At 72.6% G+C, this 23,874-nt stretch carries 14 protein-coding genes; 7 read left to right on the forward strand and 7 right to left on the reverse strand.

From position 1 onward, the window contains the following. Positions 1–47: 47 nt before the first annotated feature. Positions 48–4,148, forward strand: a complete 4,101-nt coding sequence (locus WME76_RS11060; protein WP_437960102.1) for a hypothetical protein — start codon at positions 48–50, stop codon at positions 4,146–4,148. Between the two features lie 202 nt (positions 4,149–4,350). On the opposite strand, the gene WME76_RS11065 is transcribed toward WME76_RS11060, so the two are convergent. Together WME76_RS11065 and WME76_RS11070 are read right to left on the reverse strand one after the other, a co-directional pair. Continuing rightward, positions 4,351–6,396 (reverse strand): DsbA family protein, encoded by a 2,046-nt coding sequence (locus WME76_RS11065; RefSeq protein WP_437960103.1) that lies wholly within the window; start codon positions 6,394–6,396, stop codon positions 4,351–4,353. A 413-nt stretch (positions 6,397–6,809) separates the two neighbouring features. Continuing rightward, complete coding sequence (locus WME76_RS11070; protein WP_433936109.1) at positions 6,810–7,193, reverse strand: hypothetical protein; 384 nt, start codon at positions 7,191–7,193, stop codon at positions 6,810–6,812. A gap of 400 nt (positions 7,194–7,593) precedes the next feature. On the opposite strand from WME76_RS11070, the gene WME76_RS11075 reads away from it, so the two are divergent. Together WME76_RS11075 and WME76_RS11080 are read left to right on the forward strand one after the other, a co-directional pair. Further along, on the forward strand, positions 7,594–10,473 hold the full coding sequence (locus tag WME76_RS11075; protein WP_437960104.1) for a serine/threonine-protein kinase: 2,880 nt from the start codon (positions 7,594–7,596) through the stop codon (positions 10,471–10,473). 66 nt (positions 10,474–10,539) lie between these two features. Beyond that, on the forward strand, positions 10,540–12,054 hold the full coding sequence (locus tag WME76_RS11080; RefSeq protein ID WP_437960105.1) for an MATE family efflux transporter: 1,515 nt from the start codon (positions 10,540–10,542) through the stop codon (positions 12,052–12,054). Between the two features lie 10 nt (positions 12,055–12,064). Here WME76_RS11080 and WME76_RS11085 read toward each other — a convergent pair whose 3' ends face one another. From WME76_RS11085 to WME76_RS11105, 5 genes are all read right to left on the reverse strand, one after another. After that, a complete protein-coding gene (locus WME76_RS11085; protein WP_437960106.1) occupies positions 12,065–14,137 on the reverse strand; it encodes a bifunctional aldolase/short-chain dehydrogenase in 2,073 nt (690 codons plus the stop codon). 46 nt (positions 14,138–14,183) lie between these two features. Beyond that, positions 14,184–15,500 (reverse strand): adenosylhomocysteinase, encoded by a 1,317-nt coding sequence (ahcY, locus tag WME76_RS11090; protein WP_437960107.1) that lies wholly within the window; start codon positions 15,498–15,500, stop codon positions 14,184–14,186. 15 nt (positions 15,501–15,515) lie between these two features. Further along, the gene (locus WME76_RS11095; RefSeq protein WP_437960108.1) at positions 15,516–16,634 is read right to left on the reverse strand and encodes an ArsR/SmtB family transcription factor; all 1,119 of its coding nucleotides are present in this window, start codon (positions 16,632–16,634) and stop codon (positions 15,516–15,518) included. A 375-nt stretch (positions 16,635–17,009) separates the two neighbouring features. After that, complete coding sequence (locus tag WME76_RS11100) at positions 17,010–18,305, reverse strand: M16 family metallopeptidase (protein ID WP_437960109.1); 1,296 nt, start codon at positions 18,303–18,305, stop codon at positions 17,010–17,012. Continuing rightward, on the reverse strand, positions 18,302–20,113 hold the full coding sequence (locus tag WME76_RS11105) for a peptidylprolyl isomerase (protein ID WP_437960110.1): 1,812 nt from the start codon (positions 20,111–20,113) through the stop codon (positions 18,302–18,304). The genes WME76_RS11100 and WME76_RS11105 overlap by 4 nt, the downstream gene beginning before the upstream one ends. A gap of 127 nt (positions 20,114–20,240) precedes the next feature. Between WME76_RS11105 and WME76_RS11110 the strand changes: the two genes are divergently transcribed. The 4 genes from WME76_RS11110 to WME76_RS11125 all read left to right on the forward strand — a co-directional run bounded on the left by WME76_RS11110 (position 20,241) and on the right by WME76_RS11125 (position 23,837). Continuing rightward, entirely contained in the window at positions 20,241–20,750 is a 510-nt protein-coding gene (locus tag WME76_RS11110) for a hypothetical protein (protein ID WP_061614945.1), read from the forward strand. Positions 20,751–20,837: 87 nt separating this feature from the next. Next, the gene (locus tag WME76_RS11115; RefSeq protein ID WP_437290773.1) at positions 20,838–21,176 is read left to right on the forward strand and encodes a PilZ domain-containing protein; all 339 of its coding nucleotides are present in this window, start codon (positions 20,838–20,840) and stop codon (positions 21,174–21,176) included. A 128-nt stretch (positions 21,177–21,304) separates the two neighbouring features. Next, a complete protein-coding gene (locus tag WME76_RS11120; RefSeq protein ID WP_437960111.1) occupies positions 21,305–21,730 on the forward strand; it encodes a hypothetical protein in 426 nt (141 codons plus the stop codon). Positions 21,731–21,740: 10 nt separating this feature from the next. Further along, positions 21,741–23,837, forward strand: a complete 2,097-nt coding sequence (locus WME76_RS11125; RefSeq protein ID WP_437960112.1) for an ATP-dependent DNA helicase — start codon at positions 21,741–21,743, stop codon at positions 23,835–23,837. The last annotated feature ends 37 nt before the right edge of the window (positions 23,838–23,874 follow it).

Below are 23,874 nucleotides of genomic sequence, written 5' to 3' on the forward strand. Positions count from 1 at the left end.
CGATGCCGACGCTGAGCTCTCTCCTCGTGCAGCATGGGGTTACCTCGATGCGAGTCGTCGAGGAGGCGATCGCTCGCCAGGTGCTCCACGGCGGTGACCTCGCCACGAACGTGCTGGAGCTGGGCGCGGTGCGCGAGCGCGATCTCACGGCGCTGCTCGCGGAGAGCCTCGGGCTGCCGCCCGCCGTGGGCCGCCTGCGCCCCGCGTCGCCCGAGGTGCTCCGGGTCGTGCCGGCCGATCTCGCGGTCGAGCACCGCGTGTTCCCGCTCGACGTGCGCACGGATCTCGAGGCCGCGGCGATGGGGGCACCGCAGCCCGAGGCGACGCTGGTCATCGCCACGGCCGAGCCTCTCGCGCCGGCGGTGGCGGAGAAGCTGAGCGTCACGCTGGGGGTCAGCCTGCGTCAGCTCGCGGCGCCGCTCGTGCGCATCCGCCAGGCGCTCGCCGAGCACCACGGGATCGCCCTCGATCGGCGCATGTCGCGGCTCGTGAAGCAGCTCGACGCGCGCGCCGAGCCGAGCCTCACGGAGGCGGTCGAGAGCAGCGCTGCGGCGGCCGCAGCGCTCCCGCCCAGAGCGCCTCCGCCGCCAGCCTCACCCGCCGGGAGCGCCGTCAGCGTCGATGCGGCGTCGCCCGCCGGAGGCGAGGCGGCGGCGCCTGCTGGTGCGCAGGAGGCAGCGCCGGCCGCAGACGTCGCCGCGACGCCGCCCTCCGGAGCCGATGCAGCGCCGGCCGCAGACGTCGCCGCGACGCCGCCCTCCGGAGCCGATGCAGCGCCGGCCGCAGACGACGACGCGACGCTGCCTTCCGGAGTCGGTGCAGCCTCGCGCGCACGCATCGATGCGGCCGCGCCCGCCGCGGTCGATGACCGCGCGGAGGCGGCCGAGACGCAGGAACAGAAGCGGCACAGCATCGACGATGCACCGACCGTCGAGGCGCTGACCTCGATCTATGACGAGGAGACGGTGAGCGCGGACGTCGTGCTCAGCGAGGCCGTGCCCACGCCGAGGAAGCCGCCGCTCCACGAGCTGGATGACGAGCCGACCGTCGTCGCCGAATACCCGCTCGACCTGCCATCGTTCCGTTATCTCGAGGCACGCACGCCTCGCGTCGAGGCGCCCGCGTCACGCGTGACCGAGGTCGCGCCGCAGCGCCATCGAGAGAGCGCGGCTGCAGCCAGGGACGAGAGCGCCACAGGAGGCCCGGGCGAGGAGGCCGAGCCTCCGGACCACGCGGCTCCGTCGCGTGAAGAGCCCGCGATCGAGCCTGCAGAGCCGACGCCGCGCTCCGAGGAGCTTGCGCCGCGGCTGGCGTCGCTCGCCGCGTCGGAAGCGGTGCACACCGCGCCGGTCGTGGCGGTGGCGGAGCCGCCGGTGGCAGCGCCCGTGACGCCGGCGGCGTCGCCGGCACCGCATGTGCCGGCGCCGTCCGGCGTGCGTCCGCCGACGCGGGGCAATTACCTGCTGACTGGCTGGCTGAAGCGGGCGTCGGCCGCGCACCGCGTGCAGCAAGAGACGGTGCCGCAAGCGGCCGCCTCGCTCCAGCGCCAGCCCGGCGGAGCGGCTCCCGTTGCGCCCGTCGCCGTGCCGCCCGCGGCGCTCGTTCCTGCGGCCGCGGCGTCCGCGGATCTGGCGCCTGCCGCCGTGGCGCCCGCTGCTGCAGCGCCCGCCGCCACGGCGGCCGTCGCGGAGCGGCGCGATCGCTCGTCCAGCGCGCCCGCGGCGGAGGTCCCCATGCGCGCCGCGGGTCGGTCCGCGCCCGCCGCGCAGCGGCGGAAGGGCCCGTTCACGCTGGCCATGGCCGAGCAGCAGCTCGCCGCGGCCGACGCGAGCGAGGCGGTGCTCGCGGTCCTCTTCGACTTCGCGCAGCAGTACTTCGAGTACACGGTCCTGTTCACGGTGCACGGGGAGCGCGCCGAAGGCCGCAACGCCGCAGGCCCAGGCGCAGAGCGCGAGCGCGTCGCGAAGATCGCGGCGCCCTTCGATCGCCCGAGCGTCCTCGCGAGGGCGCGCGCGCTCCGCGCGCCGCTCGTCACCGCCGTCGCCGGCAGCGCCCCCGACGTCGAGCTCCAGCGCGAGCTCGGCCGGAAGGTCCACGCGGCCGCCGTGGCCGTCGTTCCTGTCGTCGTGCGCGGCCGCGTCGTCGCGCTCATCTACGGCGACGACGGCGCCACCTCGGTCGAGCTCTCCAGCATCGGCGATCTCATCGCGCTCGCCGGGCTCGCCGCGACGGTGCTGGAGCGGCTCATCCTGCGGAAGAAGCTGAACCGGAGCGGCGCAGCCCAGCAGAGCGACAGCCCGGCGGCCCGTGACTCCGCCGTGCCGCCGCACCGGGCCTCGGCGCCGCCGCAGCCCGCCGCCGTACCGCCGCACCGGGCCTCGGCGCCGCCGCAGCCTGCCGCCGTGCCGCCGCACGAGGCAGCCGCGCCCACCGACGAGCACGCCGCGGAGGGGCCGCTCTCCATGCGCACCCGCGCCGCGCTCCTCGAGCTGAGCAACATGCTCCGCGTCGAGACGCACGGCTCGCCCGCCGCAGATACGGGGGCCGCCCGGCCCGACGTGCATGCAGCGCTCGGCCCGGGGGAGCCGCGGCGCGCCGACAGCGCGGACGTCGCGCCGCAGGGCGCGCCGCCGCAGGGCGGCTGGTCCACGGAGGACGGCGGCTCGGGGATCGACGCTGTCGCGAGGGCCTTCGGGCTCCGCGGCACCGGCGTGGAGGCCGAGCCCGTGCAGCCGGACGAAGGCCCCGCGCACGCGATGGCGTTCAGCTCGACCATCCCGCCGGCACCGATGCCGCGCGCACCGAGCCGCCCGGTCGAGCCGCAGTTCCGCCTGGGCTTCGAGGCCGGCGCCGACGTCGTGTCGGGCACGGCGGTCACGGCGCCGATGATGCCGGCGGTCACGGCGCCGATGATGCCGGCGGTCACGGCGCCCGCGCCGCCGGCGGCCATCGACGAGATCCCCGACCTCGAGATCCCTGCTGCGCCGGCCCCCTCGCCCCCGGAGGATCTCAGCGAGCCTGAGGACGCGCGGACGAGGCGGTACTCACGCCCTCCGTGGATGCTCGACAGCTCGATCATGCCCGGCGGCGAGGAGCACCGCGAGCCCGGACCGGCGCCGGCCGCGGGTCGCTCGCCCTCGCGCCGTCGCACGCCCGTCGCCGTCGAGGGCTCCGTCGCGTACCCGCGGCCTCCGTCCGAGCGGCGCGCCGCGGTCTCGCCCTCTCCGGCAGGCGATCTGCGCGCGGAGTACACCTCGCTCCTGCAGCACGTCCTCGCGGGCGGCGAGGCGGGCGCGCGGGCGTTCGCCGAGCTCGTGCGCAACGGTGAGACGGCGGTCTCGATCGTCGCCGCGCGCTTCCCCGGCCCGCTCCGGGTCGAGCGCCAGCGCTTCCGTGAGCAGCTCGCCGGCCCGGACGGCGCCGCGGGCGTCGCCGCCGCGCCGCCCGCCTCGCAGTGCGGACCGCTGCTCGAGCTGATCGTGGCGATCCGGCGCCCGGCGCTCCCCTTCATGACCGTGCGGAGCGCCTCGCCCGATCCCGAGGTGCGCTTCTGGGCCACGCACGTGCTCGGCGAGCTCCCGTACCCCGAGGCCGCCAACGCGCTCCTTCCGCGGCTCTTCGACGACAACCTGGCCGTCCGCCGGATCGCGGTCCGGTCGGCCGCCTTGCTGATCGTGGCGCCGCCCGCGGGCGGCCCGATCCTGCAGGGCCTCGAGCACATCGCCCGCGACCGCGAGGAATCGCCGACGCGGCGGCTGACCGCCATCGACACGACGGCGGAGATCCGCGCCGGGTCCGCCGTGCCCGCGCTGATCAGCGCGCTCACCGATGCTCACGAGGCGATCGTCGAGGCCGCGGCCCGGGCGCTGGTCGTGATCACGCGGGACGATCTCGGCCGCGACGCGCGCAGGTGGGCGTCGTGGTGGTCGAGGAACGGCGAGCGCCACCGCGTCGAGTGGATCATCGACGCGCTCACGCACGAGAAGCCCGCGATCCGCCGCGCGGCGATCGACGAGCTGAAGGGCATCACCAGGGAGTACTTCGGCTACTACGAGGATCTCCCGCGGCAGGAGCGAGAGGCCGCCCAGCAGCGCTACCGCGCGTGGTGGACCTCCGAGGGGCGCTCGCGGTTCCGCTCGACGAGCTGACGCTGCCCGCGCGACCGGGAGCTGGCGGCCCTGCCGCGCCTCGACGGGGCTGGCGGCCGTGCCGCACGAAACACGGGCGCGCGCCGCAGCGTCCGTCGGACCGCGGCGTCGATCAGGGAGGTGGGCGGCTCTCCGGATCACGGGAGCCGCCCTCGGGGCGGGTTGGTCTGGGGGAGGGGAAGTCAGGCCGCGCGGTGGCGGCTCACTTCGGGGCGGCGGGCGCGGCCGGAGCGGCGGCGGGCTGCACGGCGCCTGCCGGCTTCTTCGGGGCTTCCACCTTCGCGGCGGCAGGCGCGGTCTCGCCGGCCTCCTTCATGGCCTTGTCGATGAGCTTCTTGAACTTCGAGAACGGCTGCGCGCCGCTGATGAAGTAGCCGTTCACGACGAACGCCGGCGTGCCGCTGATGCCCGCCTTGTCGGCGACGGAGTTCTCGGCCTCGACGAACGCCTTGTGGGTGTTCGTGTCGAGCGCCTTCTTGAACTTCGTCATGTCGAGGCCCGCCTCCTCGGCGTACTTCTCGAGCGAGGCGCGCGAGAAGGCCTCCGGCTGCCCCTGGTTCTTGAAGAGCAGCTCGTGGTACGCCCAGAACCCGGCGTTGCCCTTCTGCGCGTAGGCCTCCTGCGCGGCCTCAGAGGCGAGCGGCGCGTTCTTGTGCATCGGCAGCGGCCGGTGGCGCCACACGATCTTCAGCTTGTCGCCGTAGGTCTTCGAGACCTGCGAGACCGTGTCCTCGACGCGCTTGCAGAACGGGCACTCGAAGTCCGAGAAGACCTGCATCACGACCTTGGCGCGCTCGCCGCCCTTCCACGGGCTGTTCGGCGCCGGCGCGGCGACCTCCTTGCGCTCGGGCGGCGGCGGCTCCTTGCCGTCCTTGATGATCTCGGCGTAGAGGTCCTTGGCCGGAACGCCCTTCGCGAGCAGCCCCTCGGCCTTCTTGATCTCCTCGTCGACGATCGTCTTGAACTTGTCGATCGGCTGCGCGCCGACGAGCCTGCGGCCGTTGATGAAGAAGTGCGGGGTCCCCGACGCCTGCAGGTCGTCCGCGAGCTCCTGATCGGCGGCGATGGACGCGCCGTACTTCTTGGTCGTGATCGCGACCTTCACCTTCTCGACGTCGAGCCCGAGCTCCTTGGCGTAGCCGAGCAGGTCCTCATCGTTGAGCTTCTGCTGGTTCTTCCAGAGCAGGTAGTACGCGTCCCAGAAGCCCTTGTCGCCCTTCTGAGCGCGGGCCTCCATGGCGAGCTCGGCCGCGGGCTCGGCGCGCTGATGGAACGGGAGCGGGTTGTTCTTCCAGACGAACCGGACCTTGTCCCCGTAGGTCGTGAGGAGCTCGTCGATCGTCGGGACGACCTTGCTGCAGAAGGGGCACTGGAAATCGGACCACTCGACGATGGTGACCAGCGCGGTCGCCGGGCCCTTGGCGGGCGCGTCGCCGACGGGCACCTTCCAGACGGTCTTGTCGTCCTCCTGCGGGCGCTCGCGGTCCTGCTTGGGCGGCGCCTTCGCCTTGTTCTCCGCGGCGAGCTTGGCGTACACCTTGTCGGGCTTGGTGCCCGAGGCGACCGCCGCCTGCGCGGCCTTGAGCTGCTCGTCGATGACGGCGGTGAACTTGTCGACCGGCTGAGCGCCGCTCAGGAACACGCCGTTGATGATCGAGGCAGGCGTGCCGGTGACGCCGGACGACTTGCCGACGGCCATGTCGGCGTCGATCTTGGCCATGTACTCCTGCCGATCGTACGCCGCCTTGAACTTCGCCTTGTCGACGCCGGCCTCGGCGGCCCACGCCTCGAAGTTGGCGGGCGTGAGGGCCTTCTGGTTCTGGAAGGCGAGCTCGTGGAACTTCCAGAACGCCTTCGACCCGCCGAGGCGGAACACGGTCTCGGCCGCGAGCGCCGCCGGGCGCGCGTTCTTGTGGAAGGGGAGCGGGTTGTTCTTCCAGAGGATCCGCAGCTTCTCGGGGCCGTACTTCTCCTTGAGCTGGTTGATCGTGGTCTCGACCCGGCTGCAGAACGGACACTCGAAGTCGCTGAAGACGACCATGGTGACCGGCGCCGTCCGAGAGCCCCACAGCGGGTCCTTCGACGAGACCGGGATCGCCGCGTCCTCGTCGCTCCACGGCTGCCCGTCCTCCACGGCCGCCGCGATCTCATGCCCGCGCGAGCCGGCGCTCCGATCGATGCTCCACATCAGCCCCATCCCTGCGATGAAGCAGAGAAGAAAGCCGACGATGGCTGTTCCCTTGTTCATGAATGGTTTCCTCTCTCAACGTTGGTGGGGCTCCGCCACGCGGGCCCCTCCTTCAACGCGGGCGCGACACCAGGTGGCGCGCCCGCGACAAGATGGCCAATCGAACTCCCTGGATGGCTCGCCACCCAGGGCCGAAGGAGCCGCCGCCGCGTGCGCGCGGCGTCAGCCCCCGGCGGAGCGCCGGGACCGCTCTCGACCCGTCACGCCGGCGTCAGCGCCCGGCTCCGGCCGCGCGGGGCGCGCCGCCCGTGGAGGGGCGCGCCTGCGCGACGTGGTCCCGGACGAGCGCCCTTCGGGCTCGGGTCAGACCGGCAACGCTCCGGATCTCGCGGCGGCGCCGAGCTCGCGCCCTGATGCGCGATCTCCGAGAGACCACGCGGCGCGAACGACCGCGGCCCGCCGGCGAGCGCGCCTCACCGAGGCGGGTGGTAGACGCCCTGCTCGACACCGGCGCGCGGACCCCCGGCCGTCCCGATGAACGAGAAGCTTGCCGCGGGCGCGAACGGGGCAGGAAGAACGAACTCCGGAACGAGCAGCGCCTGCTGCGCGGCGCTGGAGAGCTCGCTCGCGGGCACGGGATGGCGCGAGTTCGGCCCGACGCTCGGCGACGGATCGCCTCCATCGCACCCGGGGGCCGCGTCGATCCGATCGTCAGCGATCGGCAGGGTGCGGGGCGGGGCGACCGAGGAGGCGCCGCGGGGATCGCAGATGGGCGCGTCCCTCGTCTCACCCGTCGCGTCGTCGACGCTGGTCAGGATGGTGCACGACGGCTCGTCCGGCGGAGCGACGAGCGTCATCCGGTCCTCCTCGCAGACCGGAACGATCGCCGCGCCGGCACGCAGCGGGAGGACCAGCGCCAACGCGAACGTCAGCAAGGTCATCAGGCGCTGGACAGCGTGCCGCGGCATCCCTCGCAAGGATTAGCCGAGGCCCGCAGGAAGAGCAATGGCCCGGATCCGCAGGGGATCGCGGCGTTTCTGGGCTTCCCTGGACGGATCCATGTTCCGCCCACGCGCTGTGTCCGATGCGCGACTTTGTCGACAGGGTGTGGATAACCCTGTGGATAATCTGGAGAGCCCCTGTGTCGAAATGGTGCGCTGAGCCGGCTTCGCCAGCGATCTCGGCGAGTTTGGAGGCCTGGCGAAGCGAGCCTCTCGAACTTGGCCCACCTTGTCCTACATCCGGTAGGTTCGCTCCATGGCGAACTCCTCGGTGACCGTGCCTCGTCCGGTTCTTCCGCCCTCGCACGAGCCCAGCAGGAGCGGCTTCGCCGCGGACGACGTTCCGCGGCCGCTCGGCCGCTACGTGCTCCTGCGGCGCATCGCGCGCGGAGGCATGGGCGAGGTGTTCCTCGCCTCGACGACGGGCCTCGAAGGGGCCGAGCGGCCCGTGGTCGTGAAGATCATCCGCCGCGAGCACGCGTCCGACCCGAGCTACATCGCGCGCTTCCTGGACGAGGCGCGGGTGCAGGCGCAGCTCCAGCACTCCGGCGTCGCGCAGGTCATCGAGGCGGACGTCGACCCCGCGACCGGCGAGCCGTACGCCGTGGTCGAGCACGTCGAGGGCCGGAGCCTCGGCGAGGTCCGGGCCCGCGCGGTGCAGCTCGGGCACCGCTTCGACTGGGCGGAGGCGGTGGCGATCGCCACGATGATCGCGGAGGCGCTCGCGCACGTGCACGAGCGCAGGGACCCGTCGGGCGGCGCGCTCGGCATCGTGCACCGCGACCTGTCGCCCCAGAACGTGATGCTCGGGTTCTCGGGCGACGTGAAGATCATCGATTTCGGCACTGCGCGCGGGCAGAACCGGCGTTGCCACACGGTCGCGGGCGTCGTGTTCGCGAAGCCGGGCTACGTCGCGCCGGAGGTCGCCAACGGCGACCCGGGCGACGCGCGGGTCGACCTCTACGCGCTCGGGATCATGCTCTGGGAGCTCTGCGCCGGTCGGCGCTTCCTCCAGGGCGACGCGCAGGCGCACATGGCCGCGGTCGCGCGCAACCAGAACGACCCGCCGCCCATCGCCGTGGGGCTCGAGGCGCCGCCGGCGCTCGACGCCGTGATCGCGAGGCTCACCGCCTTCGACAGGGACGTGCGGTACCCGTCGAGCCGCGCCGCCGCGCGCGATCTCGCCGCGCTCCTCGGGGCGGCGGTCGCCTTGCCGGGCGGCGAGCGCGGCGTGCGCGCGCGGGCCGCGCACCTGATGCAGCGGCTCTTCCCGGGCGAGCCGGGGCGCTCGCGCAGCGAGTTCGCGAGCCTCGTCGTCGCCGCCAAGGCGCACCGCGCCACGGCCGTGACGCCGGTGAGCCCCCGCGCGGAGGCGATGGCCTCCGCCGAGCGCGGCGACGAGGGCATGCTGCCGGGCACGCGGTACCGGCTGCTGCGCGAGATCGGGACCGGCGCGAGCAGCACCGTCTACGAGGCGGAGCACGTCGACCTGGGCCGCCGCGTGGCGCTGAAGGTCGTGTCCGCCGAGCACTCGGCGACCGACGTGGTCGCGGGCCGCTTCCGCCGCGAGGCGCGCGTGCTCTCGCGCCTCTCCCACGAGCACCTCGTGAAGGTCCACGACTTCGGCATGGCGGCGGATGGCCGCCTGTTCTGCGGCATGGACCTGCTCGAGGGCGAGACGCTCGACGCCGTGCTCGCCCGCGGGGCCGCGATCGACTGGCGCGACGCGCTCGCGATGTCCGTCAAGGTGCTGAGCGCGCTCGAGCTCGCGCACGCGGAGGGCCTCGTGCACCGGGACGTGAAGCCCGAGAACCTGTTCCTGACGCGCCCGAGCGGCGCCGCGGCCTCGACCTCCCTGGCCGACGCCGGCCTGAAGCTGCTCGACTTCGGGCTCGCGAAGTGCCTCTCCGAGGATCGCGGCGAGGTCGACGGCGTCGCCGACGCGACCGGCGCGGGGGAGGGGCCGGCGCGGGCCGCGATCGCGATCGTGGGGACGCCGGAGTACATGGCCCCCGAGCAGGCGGCGTCGGGGCGCATCGACGGGCGCGCCGATCTGTATGCGCTCGGCTGCGTCCTCTACGAGATGCTCACCGGGCGCCTGCCGTTCGTCGAGCCGAGCCTCGTCTCGCTGCTCGACGCGAAGATCAAGGGGAGCCCCGAGCGCCTCCGCGAGCGCGCGCCGTCCCGGCAGATCCCGCCGTTCGTCGACGAGCTGGTGATGCGCGCGCTGGCGCGCCACCCGAGCGTCCGCTTCCAGAGCGCGACCGAGATGCGCCAGACCGTCCTGAAGGCGCTGGAGGCGCCCGCCCGCGCGCGCTCCCGGCGCCGCGTGTTCGGGTTCGCGGCGGTCGCCGCCGTGATGACGGTCGCGGGCGTGCTCGCCGTGGGGAAGGGGCGGGAGATCGCGGCCGGCGTCCCCGCGGTCGCGCGGCTGATCGACGTCGCGGGCGACGCGGGCTCTTCGCCACACGAGGCGGCCCGGGCCGCTGCGCCCGATGTCGGTGCGAACGACGGGCAGGTGACGAGCGCGCCGCCGGCGGCGGAGACTCCGGCGGGCGCGGAGACTCCGGCGGGCGCGGAGACTCCGGCGACGGTCGCGCATGCAGCGGCGGCGCTCGCGGAGACACCCACGGTCGCGCAGACAGCGGCAGCAGCCTCGGAAGCGTCGGCAGTCGGCGCGGCCGAGTCCGGCGCGGCGGGGCAGGGGGCCGCTGCGCCTCCGGCCCTCGCGGCCGCGTTCGCCGCCGCGCCCGACGCGGCCGCGCTCCGGGCGGGCGCCGCGCCGCCCGCGCCGGTCGCCCCGCCCGCACCGGCGGCCGTCGCGAAGAGCGAGGCCGCGAAGCCCCCTGCCAGGAGCGAGGCTGCGCCGCGCGGTCCGACCGTGGCCACGCGCGGCGCGGCTGCGAAAGCCGACAAGCCCGCCGCGCGCGACGCGGCGGATCGCGCGTCGCGCGAGGTCGCCAAGCGCGACGCGAAGGCGCGCGACCGATCGTCCTCATCCTCGGCGCGCGGGTCCGCCGCGCCGACACCCGCCCGTGGCGAGGCTGACACGCCGAACAAGGAAGGCCACGAGGATCACAGCGAGGCGAAGCGGCGCCGTCACAAGCGGCGGTCGCGGGTCGCCAAGGCCGAGTAAGCTGCGCTGCACGCGGCGCATTTCTCTCGCGCGCACGCTGCGGCGTTGTATACCGCGCAGCCTGCGATGGCTCAGATTGCCCTGCCCGCGCCCGGTCCGAACGCCGTCACGTCGGGCCCACCCCATCGCGCCATCCTGAGGCTCGCGCTGCCGACCGTCGCGGCGATGCTCACCCAGAGCATCGTCAACGAGGTCGACATCGTCTTCTTCGCGCACCTGCCGTGCCCGGAGTCCTCGAACGCGCACGCTGCGCTCCTGCCGTCGCTGATCGTCCTCTGGCTGTTCGGCGGCTCGCTCAGCGCGATCTCGGTCGGCACGCAGGCGTTCACCGCGCGCCGCTTCGCCGAGAAGCGGCCCGAGGACGCGGGCGCGGTCCTCGCGAACGCCCTGTTCTTCGCGCTCGTCGCCGGCGTCGCCTTCTCGGCGCTCGGGTACCTGACGATGCCCTACATCCTGTCGGTCATCATCAAGGTGCCGGACGCGCGCCAGGCGGCGCTCGACTACCTCGGGTGGCGCCTCCTCGGGGTGACGTCGATGGCGGCGACGTTCGCCCTGAAGGCGTTCTTCGACGGGATCGGCAAGACGCACATCCACCTCGTCTCGGCGCTCGCGATGAACGCGCTGAACATCGTGCTGTGCCTCCTGCTCATCTTCGGCAACGACGCGCTCGGCATCCCGAAGTACGGCATCGCGGGCGCGGGCATCGCGGGCTTCATCTCGACCTACGTCGGCCTCGCGATCATGCTCGCGTACGCGCTCCTCCCGCAGTACCGGCGCGTCTACCGCCCGTTCGCCGCGAGCAAGCTCTCGGCCCCGCTCACCTGGTCCATCCTCAAGCTGTCGATCCCGAGCGCCGTCGCCACCATCGCGATCATGACCGGCTTCGCCCTGTTCTACGCGATCGCCAGCAAGCTCGACCAGGTCGCGCCGGCGGGCGTGATCTCGCCGCTCTGCCCGGGCGGCCGCGCCGAGCCGGTCTACGGCGCGGCGACCACGGTGATCGTCGGGATCCTGAAGCTCACGTTCACCGCCTGCCTGGCCTTCGGCACGTCGACGGCCACCCTGGTGGCGCAGTCGCTCGGCGAGAGGGACGGCGACAAGGCCGCGCGCTTCGGCTGGGTGAGCGTCCGGCTGGGGCTCGCGATCTTCGGCGTCGTCGGCCTGCTCGAGGCGATCTTCGCCCCGCAGATCCTCGCGTTCGCCAGCAGCAGCGAGCTCGTCCAGGCCGCGGCGCTGCGGCCGCTCCAGGTGATGGGCATCTGCACGCCGCTCGTCGCGGTCGGCATGATCCTGACGCAGGCGCTCTTCGGCGCGGGCAACACGCTGTTCGTGATGGTGGTGGAGCTCATCCTCCACTTCACCTGCCTGGTGCCGCTCGCGTGGCTGCTCGGCATCACGCTCGGCTTCGGCCTGATGGGCATCTGGGGGGCCGGCGTGATCTACGTGGTCCTCCTCGCCGCGACCATGGTGTGGAAGTTCCGCTCGGGGGACTGGAAGAAGATCAGGCTCGACGCCCACGATCAGCCCGGCCAGGCCGCGCTCGGCGAGGGCAGCGGCGGCCCGAGCGCGCGGGGGCTCTGACCCGGCCCGCTCACCGGGGGAACGCGGCCGCGTTCCCGCCGTCGACGGTCAGGACGCAGCCGGTCGTGGCCTCGGCGGTCGCGAGGCAGAGGAAGCCGTGCGCCACGTCGGCCGCGGTGGTCTCGCGCCGGAGCAGGTTGTCGCGGAAGTAGTCGTCGACCGAGACGTTGCGGGCGCGCGCGCGCGCCTCCAGCAGGCCGGCGCCGAACAGCGCGGTGCGGATGCGGTCGGCGTTCACGGCGTTCGCCCGGATGCGCTGGGGGCCGAGGTCGACGGCGTACTGGCGCATCAGCGCCACGAGCGCCGCCTTGGCGACCGCGTACGGGCCGAAGTCGGGCCCCTGGTTGAACGCGCTCTTCGACGCGTTGAACAGCAGCGCGCCGCCCGCGTCCTGGGCGAGCAGCACCCGCGCCGCCGCGCGGGCGACGTTCTGGTGGCCGAGCAGGTTCAGCTCGAGCGAGGCGCACAGCGCCTCGTGCCCCTCCGACGTGTGGAGGGACCCGGAGAACGCGCGGCCGGCGTTCGAGACGACCACGTCGACGCCGCCGAAGTGCGCCGCGGCCTGCGCGAACGCCCGGTTCACGCTCGCCTCGCTGCGCACGTCGCACGCGATCTTGATGCAGCGGCCCCGGTGGCGCCCGCCGAGCTCGGCGGCGGCCTTCTCGAGCGGCTCCTCGTCGCGATCGACGAGCGCCACGTGCGCCCCCGCGGCCAGGAACGCCGCCGCGGTCGCGTGGCCGATCCCCGACGCGGCGCCCGTGATCAGCGCGATCCGCCGATCGAGCGGGCCCTTCTGGCCGGCCCCGAGCTTCAGCTTCGCCTGCTCGAGGCTCCAGTACTCCATGTCGAACAGGTCGAGCTCGGGGACCGGCTCGTACCCCCCGAGCGCCTCGGCGGCGTCGATCACGGAGACGGTGTGCTCGTAGACGTCCGCGACAATGTCGGCCTCGGCGAGCGAGCCGCCGACGCACAGCGCGCCCACCCCCGGGAACAGCAGCACCCGCGGGAACGGATCGAGCTCGTCGCGGGCCACGCCCCGCGCCGCGCAGGAGCGGCGGAAGTACTCGTGGTACTCGGCCACGTACTTCGCGATCCCCTTCTCGACGGCCGCGCGGAGGCGCCCCACGTCGGCGACCGCGTGGCCGTCGACCACGAGCGGCCGCGCCTTGGTGCGGATGACGTGATCCGGCGTCGCGCAGCCGATCTGCGAGACCCGGGCGAGGTCGTCGCGCTCGCAGAACGCGATCAGCTCCAGGCTGGTGCGGAGCGTGCAAACCCACGGGCGGCCCGAGGCGCGGGCGAGCGCGCCCCGGACGACCGGCCCGATGGCGGCGCGGATGTCCGGGTCCGGCGCCGACACGGTGGGGTGCGAGGCGATCGCGCTGCGCTGGAAGATGTAGCGCTCGGCCCGCGCGACCGCGTCGATCATGCGCGTGTAGCTCTCCTCGGCGGTCTCTCCCCACGTGAAGACGCCGTGCTTGTCGAGGATCATCAAGGACGGGAGCGATCCCTGCTCGAGGCGCGCCCGGATGAGCTCGGCGACGCGGCGGGCGAGCGCGAAGCCCGGCATCACGTAGGGCACGAAGAGCGCCTCGTCGCCGTAGATCGCCCGGACGACCTCGGCCGATCCGCGCAGATCGATGACCGACAGCACGGCGTCCGCGTGCGTGTGATCGACGAACTTCGCGGGAATGATGGCGTGCAGCAGCGCCTCGACCGACGGCGTCGGGCTCGACGGATCCAGCATCTGGCCGCGGAGGAGCGCGACCATCTGCTCGTCGGTCATCGCCTCGAGCCCGCACGCGCGCTGGAGCGGCGCGAGGCGGCACGCCGGGAAGCCGCGCGGCTCGATCGTCGCGAGATCCCACCCGCTGCCCTTGATGAAGAGCACGTCGACGCGGTCGCCCAGCAGGTCGACGGCCGTGCTCTTGACGCTCGTGTTGCCCCCGCCGTGGAGGACGAGCGACGGATCGGCGCCGAGCAGGCGGGAGGTGTAGACGCGGAGGGCGAGATCCTCGCCGCAGGTGGCGGCGTAGGTGTCGAGGTAGCGCTGGGCTTCTTCCTTGCTGTGGCGAGGATCCATCGACCGGCCGCCTACCCCAGCGGCGGAGGCGCCGAAAGCCTGCCGCTCAGTAGCGGTAGTTCTCGGCCTTGAAGGGGCCCTCGGCGGGGACGCCCAGGTACTTCGCCTGATCCTGCGAGAGCTGCGTCAGCTCGACCCCGAGCTTCGGCAGGTGGAGCGCGGCGACCTTCTCGTCGAGCTTCTTCGGCAGCAGGTGGACGCCGACCGTGTACTTCTCCGTCCACAGGGCGATCTGCGCGAGCACCTGATTCGAGAACGAGGTCGACATCACGAACGACGGGTGGCCGGTGGCGCAACCGAGATTCACGAGCCGGCCGCGCGCGAGGACGATCAGCCGCTTGCCGTCCGGGAAGACGAAGTGGTCGACCTGCGGCTTGATGTTCTCCTCCTTGATCTCGGGGTTCTTCTCGAGCCACGCGATCTGGATCTCGGAGTCGAAGTGGCCGATGTTGCAGAGGATCGCCTCGTCCTTCATCGCGATCATGTGCTCGGCCCGGACCACGTCGGCGCAGCCGGTCGCCGTGACGAAGATGTCGCCGACCGAGGCGACGGTCTCGAGGCGCTTCACCTCGTAGCCCTCCATCGCCGCCTGCAGCGCGCAGATCGGGTCGATCTCGGTGATGATCACGCGCGCGCCGAGGCCGCGCAGCGACTGCGCGCACCCCTTGCCGACGTCGCCGTAGCCGCACACGACGGCGACCTTGCCGGCGAACATCACGTCCGTGGCGCGCTTGATGCCGTCGCCCAGCGACTCGCGGCAACCGTAGAGGTTGTCGAACTTGCTCTTCGTCACCGAGTCGTTGACGTTGATCGCGGGCACCTTCAGCTTGCCGGCGCGGTGCATCTCGTAGAGCCGGTGCACGCCCGTCGTCGTCTCCTCCGACAGCCCGCGGATCGGGTCGTTGCCGGTGAAGAGATCCGGGTGCTTCTCGTGGGCGACGATCGTGAGATCGCCGCCGTCGTCGAGGATCATGTTGGGCCCCTTGCCGCCCTTGAAGGCGTAGAGCTGCTGCTCGATGCACCAGTCGTACTCCTCGAGCGTCTCGCCCTTCCAGGCGAAGACCGGGATGCCGGCCGCCGCGATCGCCGCCGCCGCGTGATCCTGCGTCGAGTAGATGTTGCAGCTCGACCAGGTGACCTCGGCGCCGAGGGCCACCAGCGTCTCGATCAGCACCGCGGTCTGGATGGTCATGTGGAGGCAGCCGGCGATGCGCGCGCCCTTGAGCGGCTGCGTGGGGCCGTACTCGGCGCGGAGCGCCATCAGCCCGGGCATCTCCTTCTCGGCGATGCGGATCTCCTTGCGGCCCCAGTCTGCGAGCGTGATGTCGGCGACCTTGTACGAGAGCTTCTTCTCAGCAGTCATGATGTCCTCTTGTCTCTATCCGGTGAATGCGCCGGTGCGCGCGCCGCGCCAGCCGACGAGTAGCTGCCAAACCAGGTGTCGATCCGGGCCTTCTCCCTGCCAGGCGGACGGCAGCCGCCGGATCTCGATGCCCGAGAGCCCGGCCTCCTCGGCGAGGCGCCTGAGGTCGGCCGGCGAGAAGCCGAGCCAGATGTCTGCCTCCTGCTCCCGCAGCGTCGGATCGCTGTGCACCTCGTAATCGAGCACGCACACAGCGCCGCCGCGGGCGCGCAGGACGTCGTCCGCGTGGGCGGGCGCGGCCGGCCGCGCGAGCTCGACGAGCGCGCGCATGGCCCTCGCCGGCTGCGGCGCGTGGTGCAGCACGCGGGCCGCGAAGACCACATCGGCGCCGCCGGAGAGGGGCTCGCCGGGCTCGGGCGGATCGCCCCCGAGCGCGCGGGCCACGGCGCGGATCACCTCGGGCCCGTCGATCTCGCCGCACACGAGCTCGACGTTCTCGAGGCTGCGCCGCCGCATGCGCTCCGCCGCGAGCTGGAGCTGGGTGCTCGCGCGATCGAGCGCGACGACGCGCTCGAAGATGGGGGACAGCACCTCGAGCAGCGCCCCGTCGCCGGTGCCCGCGTCGACCGCCAGACGGCGGTGGGGCAGGAGCGGCGCGAGCGCGGCGAGGTAAGCGGCGAGCTCGGACGGCGGCCCCGAGCGGAGCGGGCGCCCGCCGCGCGCGAAGAACTCGCGGGTCTCGGCGTCGCGCGCGGCGAGCACCTCCTCGATGCGCGCGAGCGTGCCGTCGGCCGCGCACGCGCGCTGGCCCGCGCGCACGGCGTCGTCGACCACCGGGTCGGTCGTGGCGCGCGGGTCGAGGCGGAGCAGCGTCCACGTGCCCTGACGCCGCGCGAGCAGGATGCCCGCCTCGCGGAGCGCGGCCGCGTGGCGCGAGATCTTCGGCTGACCCTCACGGAGCAGCTCGGCCAGCTCGCCGACGGCGAGCTCCTCCGCCGCAGCCAGGCCGAGGAGCCGCACCCGCACCGGATCGGCGAGCAGCCGGTACAGCTCGCACCGCGCGATCGCCTCGACAGGCTGGGCCGGGGGCTCCGTGACGGTGACCACGGACAATCTATATGCGTCGATGCGCATAGATGCAAATATAAACTCGTGGCTCCGGTCACCTTCCGCCGTGGGGGAGCCACGTTCGCCCGCGCCGATGATCGGGCGGCCAACGCTCGGCAAAGCTCGGTTGGCCCGCTCTCGCGGCGACGAGCACGCCGACCGTGGTTGAGGACGAGCAGCACGCCGACCGTGGTTGAGGACGAGCGGCTGCCGTCCGCTGTCCGTGGCGGCCGTCGACCGTGGTTGAGGACGAGCGGCCGCCGTCCGCCGACCGTGGTTGAGGACAGCGGACGCAGCGGTCCTGTCCGTGGTTGCGGACATGGCAGGCGGCGGACGCGCGCGCTGGGCGGCCGTTTCCACCCTCCCTGGATCTACCGTATGACCGGCGCGGTGGGGGGCGCCTCAGCCGAACGAGCGGACGGCCTTCTCGAGCTTCGCTTCCTCGGAGGAGCGGAGCAGGCCCACGGCGACGACGGTCAGCCGGTCCGGCCGGAACAGCGCGCGCGCGGCGTCGCGCACGTCGTCGACGGTGACGCGGGCGAGCTCCTCGTGCCGTGCCTCCGGGGTCCGGGCGATGTCGGCGAGCGCGGAGAGCCCGTAGAATCCGGCGGTCGCCTCGGGGTCGTCCTGCATCGCCTCCACCGACCAGAGGTGGCGGTCCCGCGCCTTGGCCAGCTCGTCCTCGCGCGGGCCGGTCTCGGCGAGCTCCCGGAGCAGCGCGAAGATCTCCCGGACCACAACGGTCGCGCGGTCGTGCTGCACGCCCGCGGCGATGTCGACGACGCCGTCGTCCTCGTACGCCTCGAACATCCCCGACACGTCGTAGCAGAGGCCCAGCCGGTCGCAGATCCGCTCGTACAGCCGCGTCGACATGCCGTCGTCGAGCACGCGGAGCAGCATCTCCACGGCGGGCTCACGCGGATCGCGCTCGCTCACGCCCCGGAACGCGACCCGCAGCTCGGTCTGGCTCGACTGGTTCTCGATGAAGCGGAACCTCGGCTTCTTCTGCCCGTTCGGCGGCGGCGTCGCGGGCACCTGCTCGCCGCGCGGTATCGCGCCGAAGTGCCGCTCGATCACCCGCGCGCACGCCTCCGGATCGAACCGCCCCGCCACGCAGAGCACCGCGTTCGCCGCCGTGTAGTGCCGGGCGTGGTGCGCGCGCAGCATCGGCTCGTCGAACCGGTCGAGCGCGTCGATGCCCCCGGTGATCGTGAAGCCGAGCGGGTGCCGCTCGTACATGAGCGCGCGGGCGTTGTTGTCCGCGTCGATGTCGCGCCCCTCGTCATCGAGGTCCTCGAGGATCTCCTCGCGCACGATGCCGCGCTCGACCTCGATCGCGGTGAAGCGGGGCGACGTGGCCACCTCGCCGAGCAGGGCGAGCACCGGGTCCAGGTTCGACGGCGGCACGGAGATGCTCATCACGCCGTGGTCGACGTGGGTCGCCGCGTAGAGCGTCCCCCCGAGGCGCTCGAAGGCGAGCGCCTGCGCGTGCGCCGACGGCAGCGTCGACGTCCCCCGGAACACCATGTGCTCGAGGAAGTGGGAGATCCCGTTGTTCTGCTGGGTCTCGAACCGCGAGCCCACGCGCAGGTAGAGCGAGGCGACCGCCCGGTGCACCTGCGGTTGCGGGACGAGCACGACCTTGAGGCCGTTCGAGAGGACGATGTCCCGAGCGTCACGCAGCGGGAGCGACGTCATTCCCCCTCGTCTTCGATCGGGAGCTCCGGCTCGCCGGAGCCGTCCTCGGCCGGCCTGGTCTCCTTGAGGAGGCTCTGGTCGTACTTCACCTCGCTGCCGATGGTCGACTTCAGCCGGCGCATGTACCCGACGAGCGCGTCGTTCTGCTTGGCGGCCCGCATCGCCGATGTGTAGAACTCGCGGTCCTTGTCCCATTGCTCCTGGCTCGGGGAGGTCTTCTCCTTGAGCTGGATCACCGCATACCCGTTCTCCAGCGCCACGACGTCCTTGGGCAGGTCGCCCGGCTTGTCGAGCTGGAAGGCGATGCGCGCGGGTTCGGTGCTGTCCTTCGCGTCCGCGATGGGCGACCCCGACACGTTGAACGGCAGGCTCGCCTCGACGGTGGGCCGGTTCGGGTGGTTCGCGATCGTGTAGGGCGCCCGCGCCGCGCCCGGCTCGGTCTGGCCGTCGCTCTTCGTGCCGCCCGCGCCGCTCGCGTCCGTGGTCCCGCCCTGCTTCGCGGCCTTGTCCTCCGCCTTCGCGCCCGGCGCGGCGGCCGCGCTCTTCGCGGGCGTGAGCTGCGCCATGTAGGCGGCGAGCGCGTCCTCCAGCGACTTGCCGCCGGCGGCGGCGGCGAGCACCTGCTTCGCGGCCTCGGCCGCGAGCCGCTCCGACTCGTGGGCAACGTAGAGATCGCGCGCCGCCTCCAGCCGGCCGATCTTCTCGGCCTCGGCGTCCCTCGCGATCTGCTCGACCTTGATCACCTGGAAGCCGTCCTCGGTCTCGACGAGGTCCGACACCTCGCCCGCCTTCATCTCGAAGAGCTTGTCCTCGACGGGCTTGCTGAGCCGGCCCTTGGTCACGCAGCCGAGCTCGCCCCCGCGCGCCGCGCTCGGGTCGTCGCTCGCGCTGCGCGCCACGTCGGCGAAGCTCTCGCCCTTCTTGAGGCGCTGGACGGCCTGCTCGATCCGCGCCTTCGCGGCGGCCTTGCCCGCCTCCGGCCCCTGCTCGGCCTCATCGGGCTTCACCTCGGCCGTGATGACCCGGGCGACCCGGCACTCGGGCAGGTACTGCGCCTTGCGCCCCTCCCACGTCTTGTCGAGCTCCTCCTTGTTGGCGTCGGCCCAGGCCTGGATCGCCTTCTCCGAGGTGTCCACGACGAGATCGCTGTAGAAGCGCCGATCGAAGCGCACGTAGCTGAGCGTCCGGGTGGATTTCTCGCGGGAGAACTGCTCGAACGCCTCGTTCTCGCCGACCCGGACCCGCGCGCGGATGAAGTCGCGCATCCGCGCGGCGATGAGCTCCTTCCGCTGGTAATCGCGGAAGTCCGTCGGGCTCATCTTCGTGATGTTCCGGATCTGCCGCTCGTACTGCTTGTTGTCGAACTTCTTGGTCTGGCGGTTGCGGACGTCCAGGTAGCGAATCAGGTCCTCTCGGAGGTTGAGCGCGTAACCGATCTGGCGGATCTTGTCCGCCGGGAGCGAGACACGCACCCTGCCGGTCCCGAGCTCGGCCGTCAGCTCGTCGTCCGAGACGCTGATCCCGAGGCGCTTCGCGTCCTCGTTGAGGAGCCACCGCTCGTAGAGACCCTCGGCCGTGATCCGCCGGAGCCCCATCGCCCGGAGGCGGTTTTCGTCGACGCTGCGCATCGCGAGCAGGTTCCTCGAGGCGTTGAACTCGATCGAGGAGAGGCAGCTCCCTCGGACCTCGACGACGCAGGTGCTCGCGGCCGACTGCACGGGGCCGGTGTTCGGGCGAAACTGGACGATGAAGACGACGGCGATCGCGATGACGATGGCGGCGCCGAAGATTTGGCTCAGTCTGTTCACGAAGGGCTCGCTCCCGGGGCGCGCTGCTCGCTCCTCGAGCAGCCTCTCGCCTTGGCCTGGCGCGGCATAGCACGGCGTCGACGGCGTGTCTTTACGGCGGTCGAGAGCGGGGTTAGGGGCTCATCCCATGGCAAGCTCGAAGTCACACCTCCCTGATTGCGGCCTCTACCTGACGACAAAGCCGCTCCCCGGAAACGAGGACAAGGTGCCTGCCGGCATCATCGTCTCCTTCCACAACCACTCGGACAACGGTCTGCCGACGGTCACGACGCCCGATCACAACGTCCACAACCGCTGGCACTTCCACGGCCCCGCCGTCGCGTTCCGGGGCACGACGTGGGCGGACTCGCTGCAGCGCCTCCCCGCCGAGGGGTTCTACACGCTCCGCAAGGAGCTCACGTTCGACGGGGGCAACTGGCCGAAGGGCACGCTGGTGCAGCTCGGCTACACGCAGGCGGGCATGCCTATCCTGTTCATCGCCCGCGTGCGATCGCGGCTGCAGGAGAACGATCTCTTCTTCTCCGACAAGGGCGTCGGCATCAAGCGTGACCAGCTCTCGCTGCTCGAGCCCGTCTCCGTGTTCGAGGAGCCGAGCGACGGCTCCGGCCACAAGCCCGACCACGCCGAAGCCCACTGATCAGTCCGTCGCTCCCGTCCAGGGTGAACTTACCGGGAGTCATCGAAATCCATTCCCGGGCACGGCGCGTGCTTGTAATTTTCTTCTGTGATTCGACGCAGAACCCTCACTCCTCCGTCGCTCCAGATTCCACCTCAGCTCCTGGCGAACCGCCGCAGAAGCCCTCGCCGTGAGCTCAGCGAGCGGGTGCGCCTCGAGACCGAGGATCGAGCGGTCTCGGGCTGGACGCTGAACGCCAGCGTCGGCGGGCTTCGGGTGGTGATAGAAAATTCACTCGATCCCGGTACGGAGCTAACGGTCTGGCTCGACGGCAGGGCCCCGCGCCCCGGTCGGATCATGTGGGTCCAGGATGAGCCGGACGGGTCGATCGTGGGCGTCTGCTTCCTCGACGAGGGGGAGCCGAGGCCGTCACGGTCGAGCTCGTGACGGCGCAGAAATGCGTGGGCGCGCCAAAGCGCCACAGGCCCCTGTCAGCGCTGTCAGCTTGACGAGGCCCCCGCAATTTTGCGATGGATGTTCCTGCTGGCATGGGGGTAGCCGGGAACCAGCGGACGATGCCGACACCCGCGGAGATAAAGAAAGCCCTGCTCCAGGCCGGATTCGAGGTCTATCGTACCCGCGCCGACGCCGTGCACGTCGCGGAGCGGGTGCGGGAGAACCTCCTCATGGACTCAGGGATCGTCGTGGGCGCCGAGCCGCTGCGCGTCGGGTTCGTGGTGCGCGCGCAGCGCAACGATTTCCCGGGCACGGCGGACGAGCAGCTCTTCGAGCGGGCGCGCGGCCTGGCCGAGCCCGCCGTGGCGCGCGGCTACACCGAGGGCGAGGCCGCGGTCCGCCACGTCCGCGACCCCGGCGACGCGGAGCGGACGCTGGACACGTGGTGCGAGGTCCAGTTCGAGAAGCCGGTGGCGTCGATCGAGCTCGCCGTCAGCGAGGTGGGGTTCGCCCTCTCGCTCGAGAAGACTGCCCTGCCGCGGTAAGCGGTAGACGATGCCGTTCGACCGAGCCGCGAGCCTGCTCGGGCCCTCCGGCCCGTTCGCGCGCGGCCTGCCGGGCTACGAGGACCGCGAGGGGCAGGTCGCGATGGCGAGCGCCGTCGAGCGGGCGATCGCCGAGGACCGCATCCTCCTCTGCGAGGCGGGCACCGGGACGGGTAAGACGCTCGCCTACCTGGTCCCCGCGATCCTGAGCGGCCGCAAGGTCGTCGTCTCGACCGCGACGAAGGCGCTCGAGGACCAGATCTACACGAAGGACCTGCCGCTCGTTGCCGAGCACCTCCGCCTGGATCCGCGCGCGGCGCTGGTGAAGGGCCTCGGCAACTACCTCTGCCTGCGCCGCTACAACGAGCTCCGCCAGAGCCCCGGCGCGGGCGCCGGGACCGCCGGGCGCTCGCTGCCGCTCCTGGAGGCGTGGGCGCAGGAGACCGAGATGGGCGACGTCGCCGAGCTCGCCTACCTCGCGGAGGGCGATCCGCTCTGGCGGGAGGTCGCGTCGTCCAGCGAGACGCGGCTCGGGGCCTCGTGCGACTACTACGACGAGTGCTTCGTCACGCGGATGAAGCGCGACAGCGAGGCGGCGCGCCTGCTCATCGTCAACCACCACCTCTTCTTCGCGGATCTCGCGCTGAAGATCGCCGGCGCGCGCCGCGGCTTCGCGGGCGCCGGCGCGCTCCCGCCGTACGACGCGGTGATCTTCGACGAGGCGCACCAGCTCGAGGACATCGCGACGAGCTTCTTCGGCGTCCGCGTCTCGCGCGCGCGGGTCGACTCGATGCTCCGCGACGCGGACCGGGCCTTCATCGCGTCGGGCCTCGCCGACCACATCCTCGGGCGGGGTGAGGGGACGGCGATCACGGCCGTGGTGCGCGAGTCCGCGGACGCCCTGTTCGACCGGCTCGCCGCGCTCGGCGGCGCCGCGGGCAGCGCGGATCGGGGCGACGCCCGGGTCCCGCTCGCCAGGGACGCGTGGTCCGGCGAGCTGCTCGACGCCTACCATCGCCTGGACAACCACCTCGAGGCGCTCGCGAACTACGCGAGCGCGAACGCGATCAGCGAGGCGGTGCAGCTCGTCGGCAACCGCGCCGCGCAGCTGCGCGACGACGCCGCGCGGATCGTCGACCCCGCGACCAACCAGGTCACGTGGGTCGAGGTGCGCGGGCGCGCCGTCTCGTTCGGCGCGTCGCCGGTCGATCTCGGGGACATGCTGCGCGAGCACGTCTTCGAGCGGATCGGCGCCGTGGTGCTGACGAGCGCCACGCTCACCACGGGCGGCTCCGGCGCGTCCGGGTTCCGCTTCCTCCGCTCGCGGATGGGCCTCGACGAGGACGTGTCGGTGCCGGTCGACGAGCTCGAGGTCCCGTCGCCGTTCGATTACCCGAGCGCCGCGCTGCTCTACACGCCGCGCGACCTCCCCGAGGCGACCGACGCGGCGTTCGTCGATCGCGCGGCCGATCGCATGGCCGAGCTCATCGGCATCACCGGCGGCGGCGCGTTCGTCCTGTGCACGTCGATCCGCGCCATGAACGCGCTCGCCGCGGCCCTGCGCGCCCGGCTCGCCCGCGCGTCCGCGCAGGCCCGGGCGGCCGGGGGCGCGGCGCGGCAGGCGATCCCGCTGCTCGTGCAGGGGGACGCGCCCAAGGGCGCGCTGCTCCGCCGCTTCCGCGCCGAGCGGCACGCCGTCCTCGTCGCGACGATGAGCTTCTGGGAGGGGGTCGACGTCCCCGGTGAGGCGCTGCGCCTCGTGATCATCGAGAAGCTCCCGTTCGCGGTGCCGACCGATCCCGTCGTCGCCGCGCGGTGCGCGTCGATCGAGCAGTCCGGCGGCAACCCGTTCATCGCCTACAGCGTCCCGCAGGCCGCGATCACCCTGAAGCAGGGCTTCGGCCGGCTGATCCGCACGCGCACCGATCGCGGCATCGTCGCGATCCTGGACCGGCGGGTGCGCACGCGCGGCTACGGCCGCGTGCTGCTCGACAGCTTGCCCGGCGCGCGCCGGACGGAGCGCATCGAGGACGTGCGCGCGTTCTGGACCGCCGCGCCGGCGGAGGCGCAAGGAGCAGCGCCGGCGCGCAGCGACGAGCCGCGGTGAGGTGAGCGTGTGGTGAGGCGGGGGCGCGGTGAGGCGG

Source organism: Sorangium sp. So ce119 (assembly GCF_051524405.1).
GTDB classification, from domain to species: domain Bacteria; phylum Myxococcota_A; class Polyangia; order Polyangiales; family Polyangiaceae; genus Sorangium; species Sorangium cellulosum_G.

Excerpts from the sequence above, each read along its gene's own strand:
- WME76_RS11080 (WP_437960105.1), top strand. The coding sequence starts at position 10,540 with ATGGCTCAGATTGCCCTGCCCGCGCCCGGTCCGAACGCCGTCACGTCG.
- WME76_RS11120 (WP_437960111.1), top strand. The coding sequence starts at position 21,305 with ATGCCGACACCCGCGGAGATAAAGAAAGCCCTGCTCCAGGCCGGATTC.
- WME76_RS11075 (WP_437960104.1), top strand. The coding sequence starts at position 7,594 with ATGGCGAACTCCTCGGTGACCGTGCCTCGTCCGGTTCTTCCGCCCTCG.
- WME76_RS11110 (WP_061614945.1), top strand. The coding sequence starts at position 20,241 with ATGGCAAGCTCGAAGTCACACCTCCCTGATTGCGGCCTCTACCTGACG.
- WME76_RS11095 (WP_437960108.1), bottom strand. The coding sequence starts at position 16,634 with ATGCGCATCGACGCATATAGATTGTCCGTGGTCACCGTCACGGAGCCC.
- WME76_RS11070 (WP_433936109.1), bottom strand. The coding sequence starts at position 7,193 with ATGACGCTCGTCGCTCCGCCGGACGAGCCGTCGTGCACCATCCTGACC.
- WME76_RS11085 (WP_437960106.1), bottom strand. The coding sequence starts at position 14,137 with ATGGATCCTCGCCACAGCAAGGAAGAAGCCCAGCGCTACCTCGACACC.
- WME76_RS11100 (WP_437960109.1), bottom strand. The coding sequence starts at position 18,305 with ATGACGTCGCTCCCGCTGCGTGACGCTCGGGACATCGTCCTCTCGAAC.
- ahcY (WP_437960107.1), bottom strand. The coding sequence starts at position 15,500 with ATGACTGCTGAGAAGAAGCTCTCGTACAAGGTCGCCGACATCACGCTC.
- WME76_RS11065 (WP_437960103.1), bottom strand. The coding sequence starts at position 6,396 with ATGAACAAGGGAACAGCCATCGTCGGCTTTCTTCTCTGCTTCATCGCA.
- WME76_RS11125 (WP_437960112.1), top strand. The coding sequence starts at position 21,741 with ATGCCGTTCGACCGAGCCGCGAGCCTGCTCGGGCCCTCCGGCCCGTTC.
- WME76_RS11060 (WP_437960102.1), top strand. The coding sequence starts at position 48 with ATGCGAGTCGTCGAGGAGGCGATCGCTCGCCAGGTGCTCCACGGCGGT.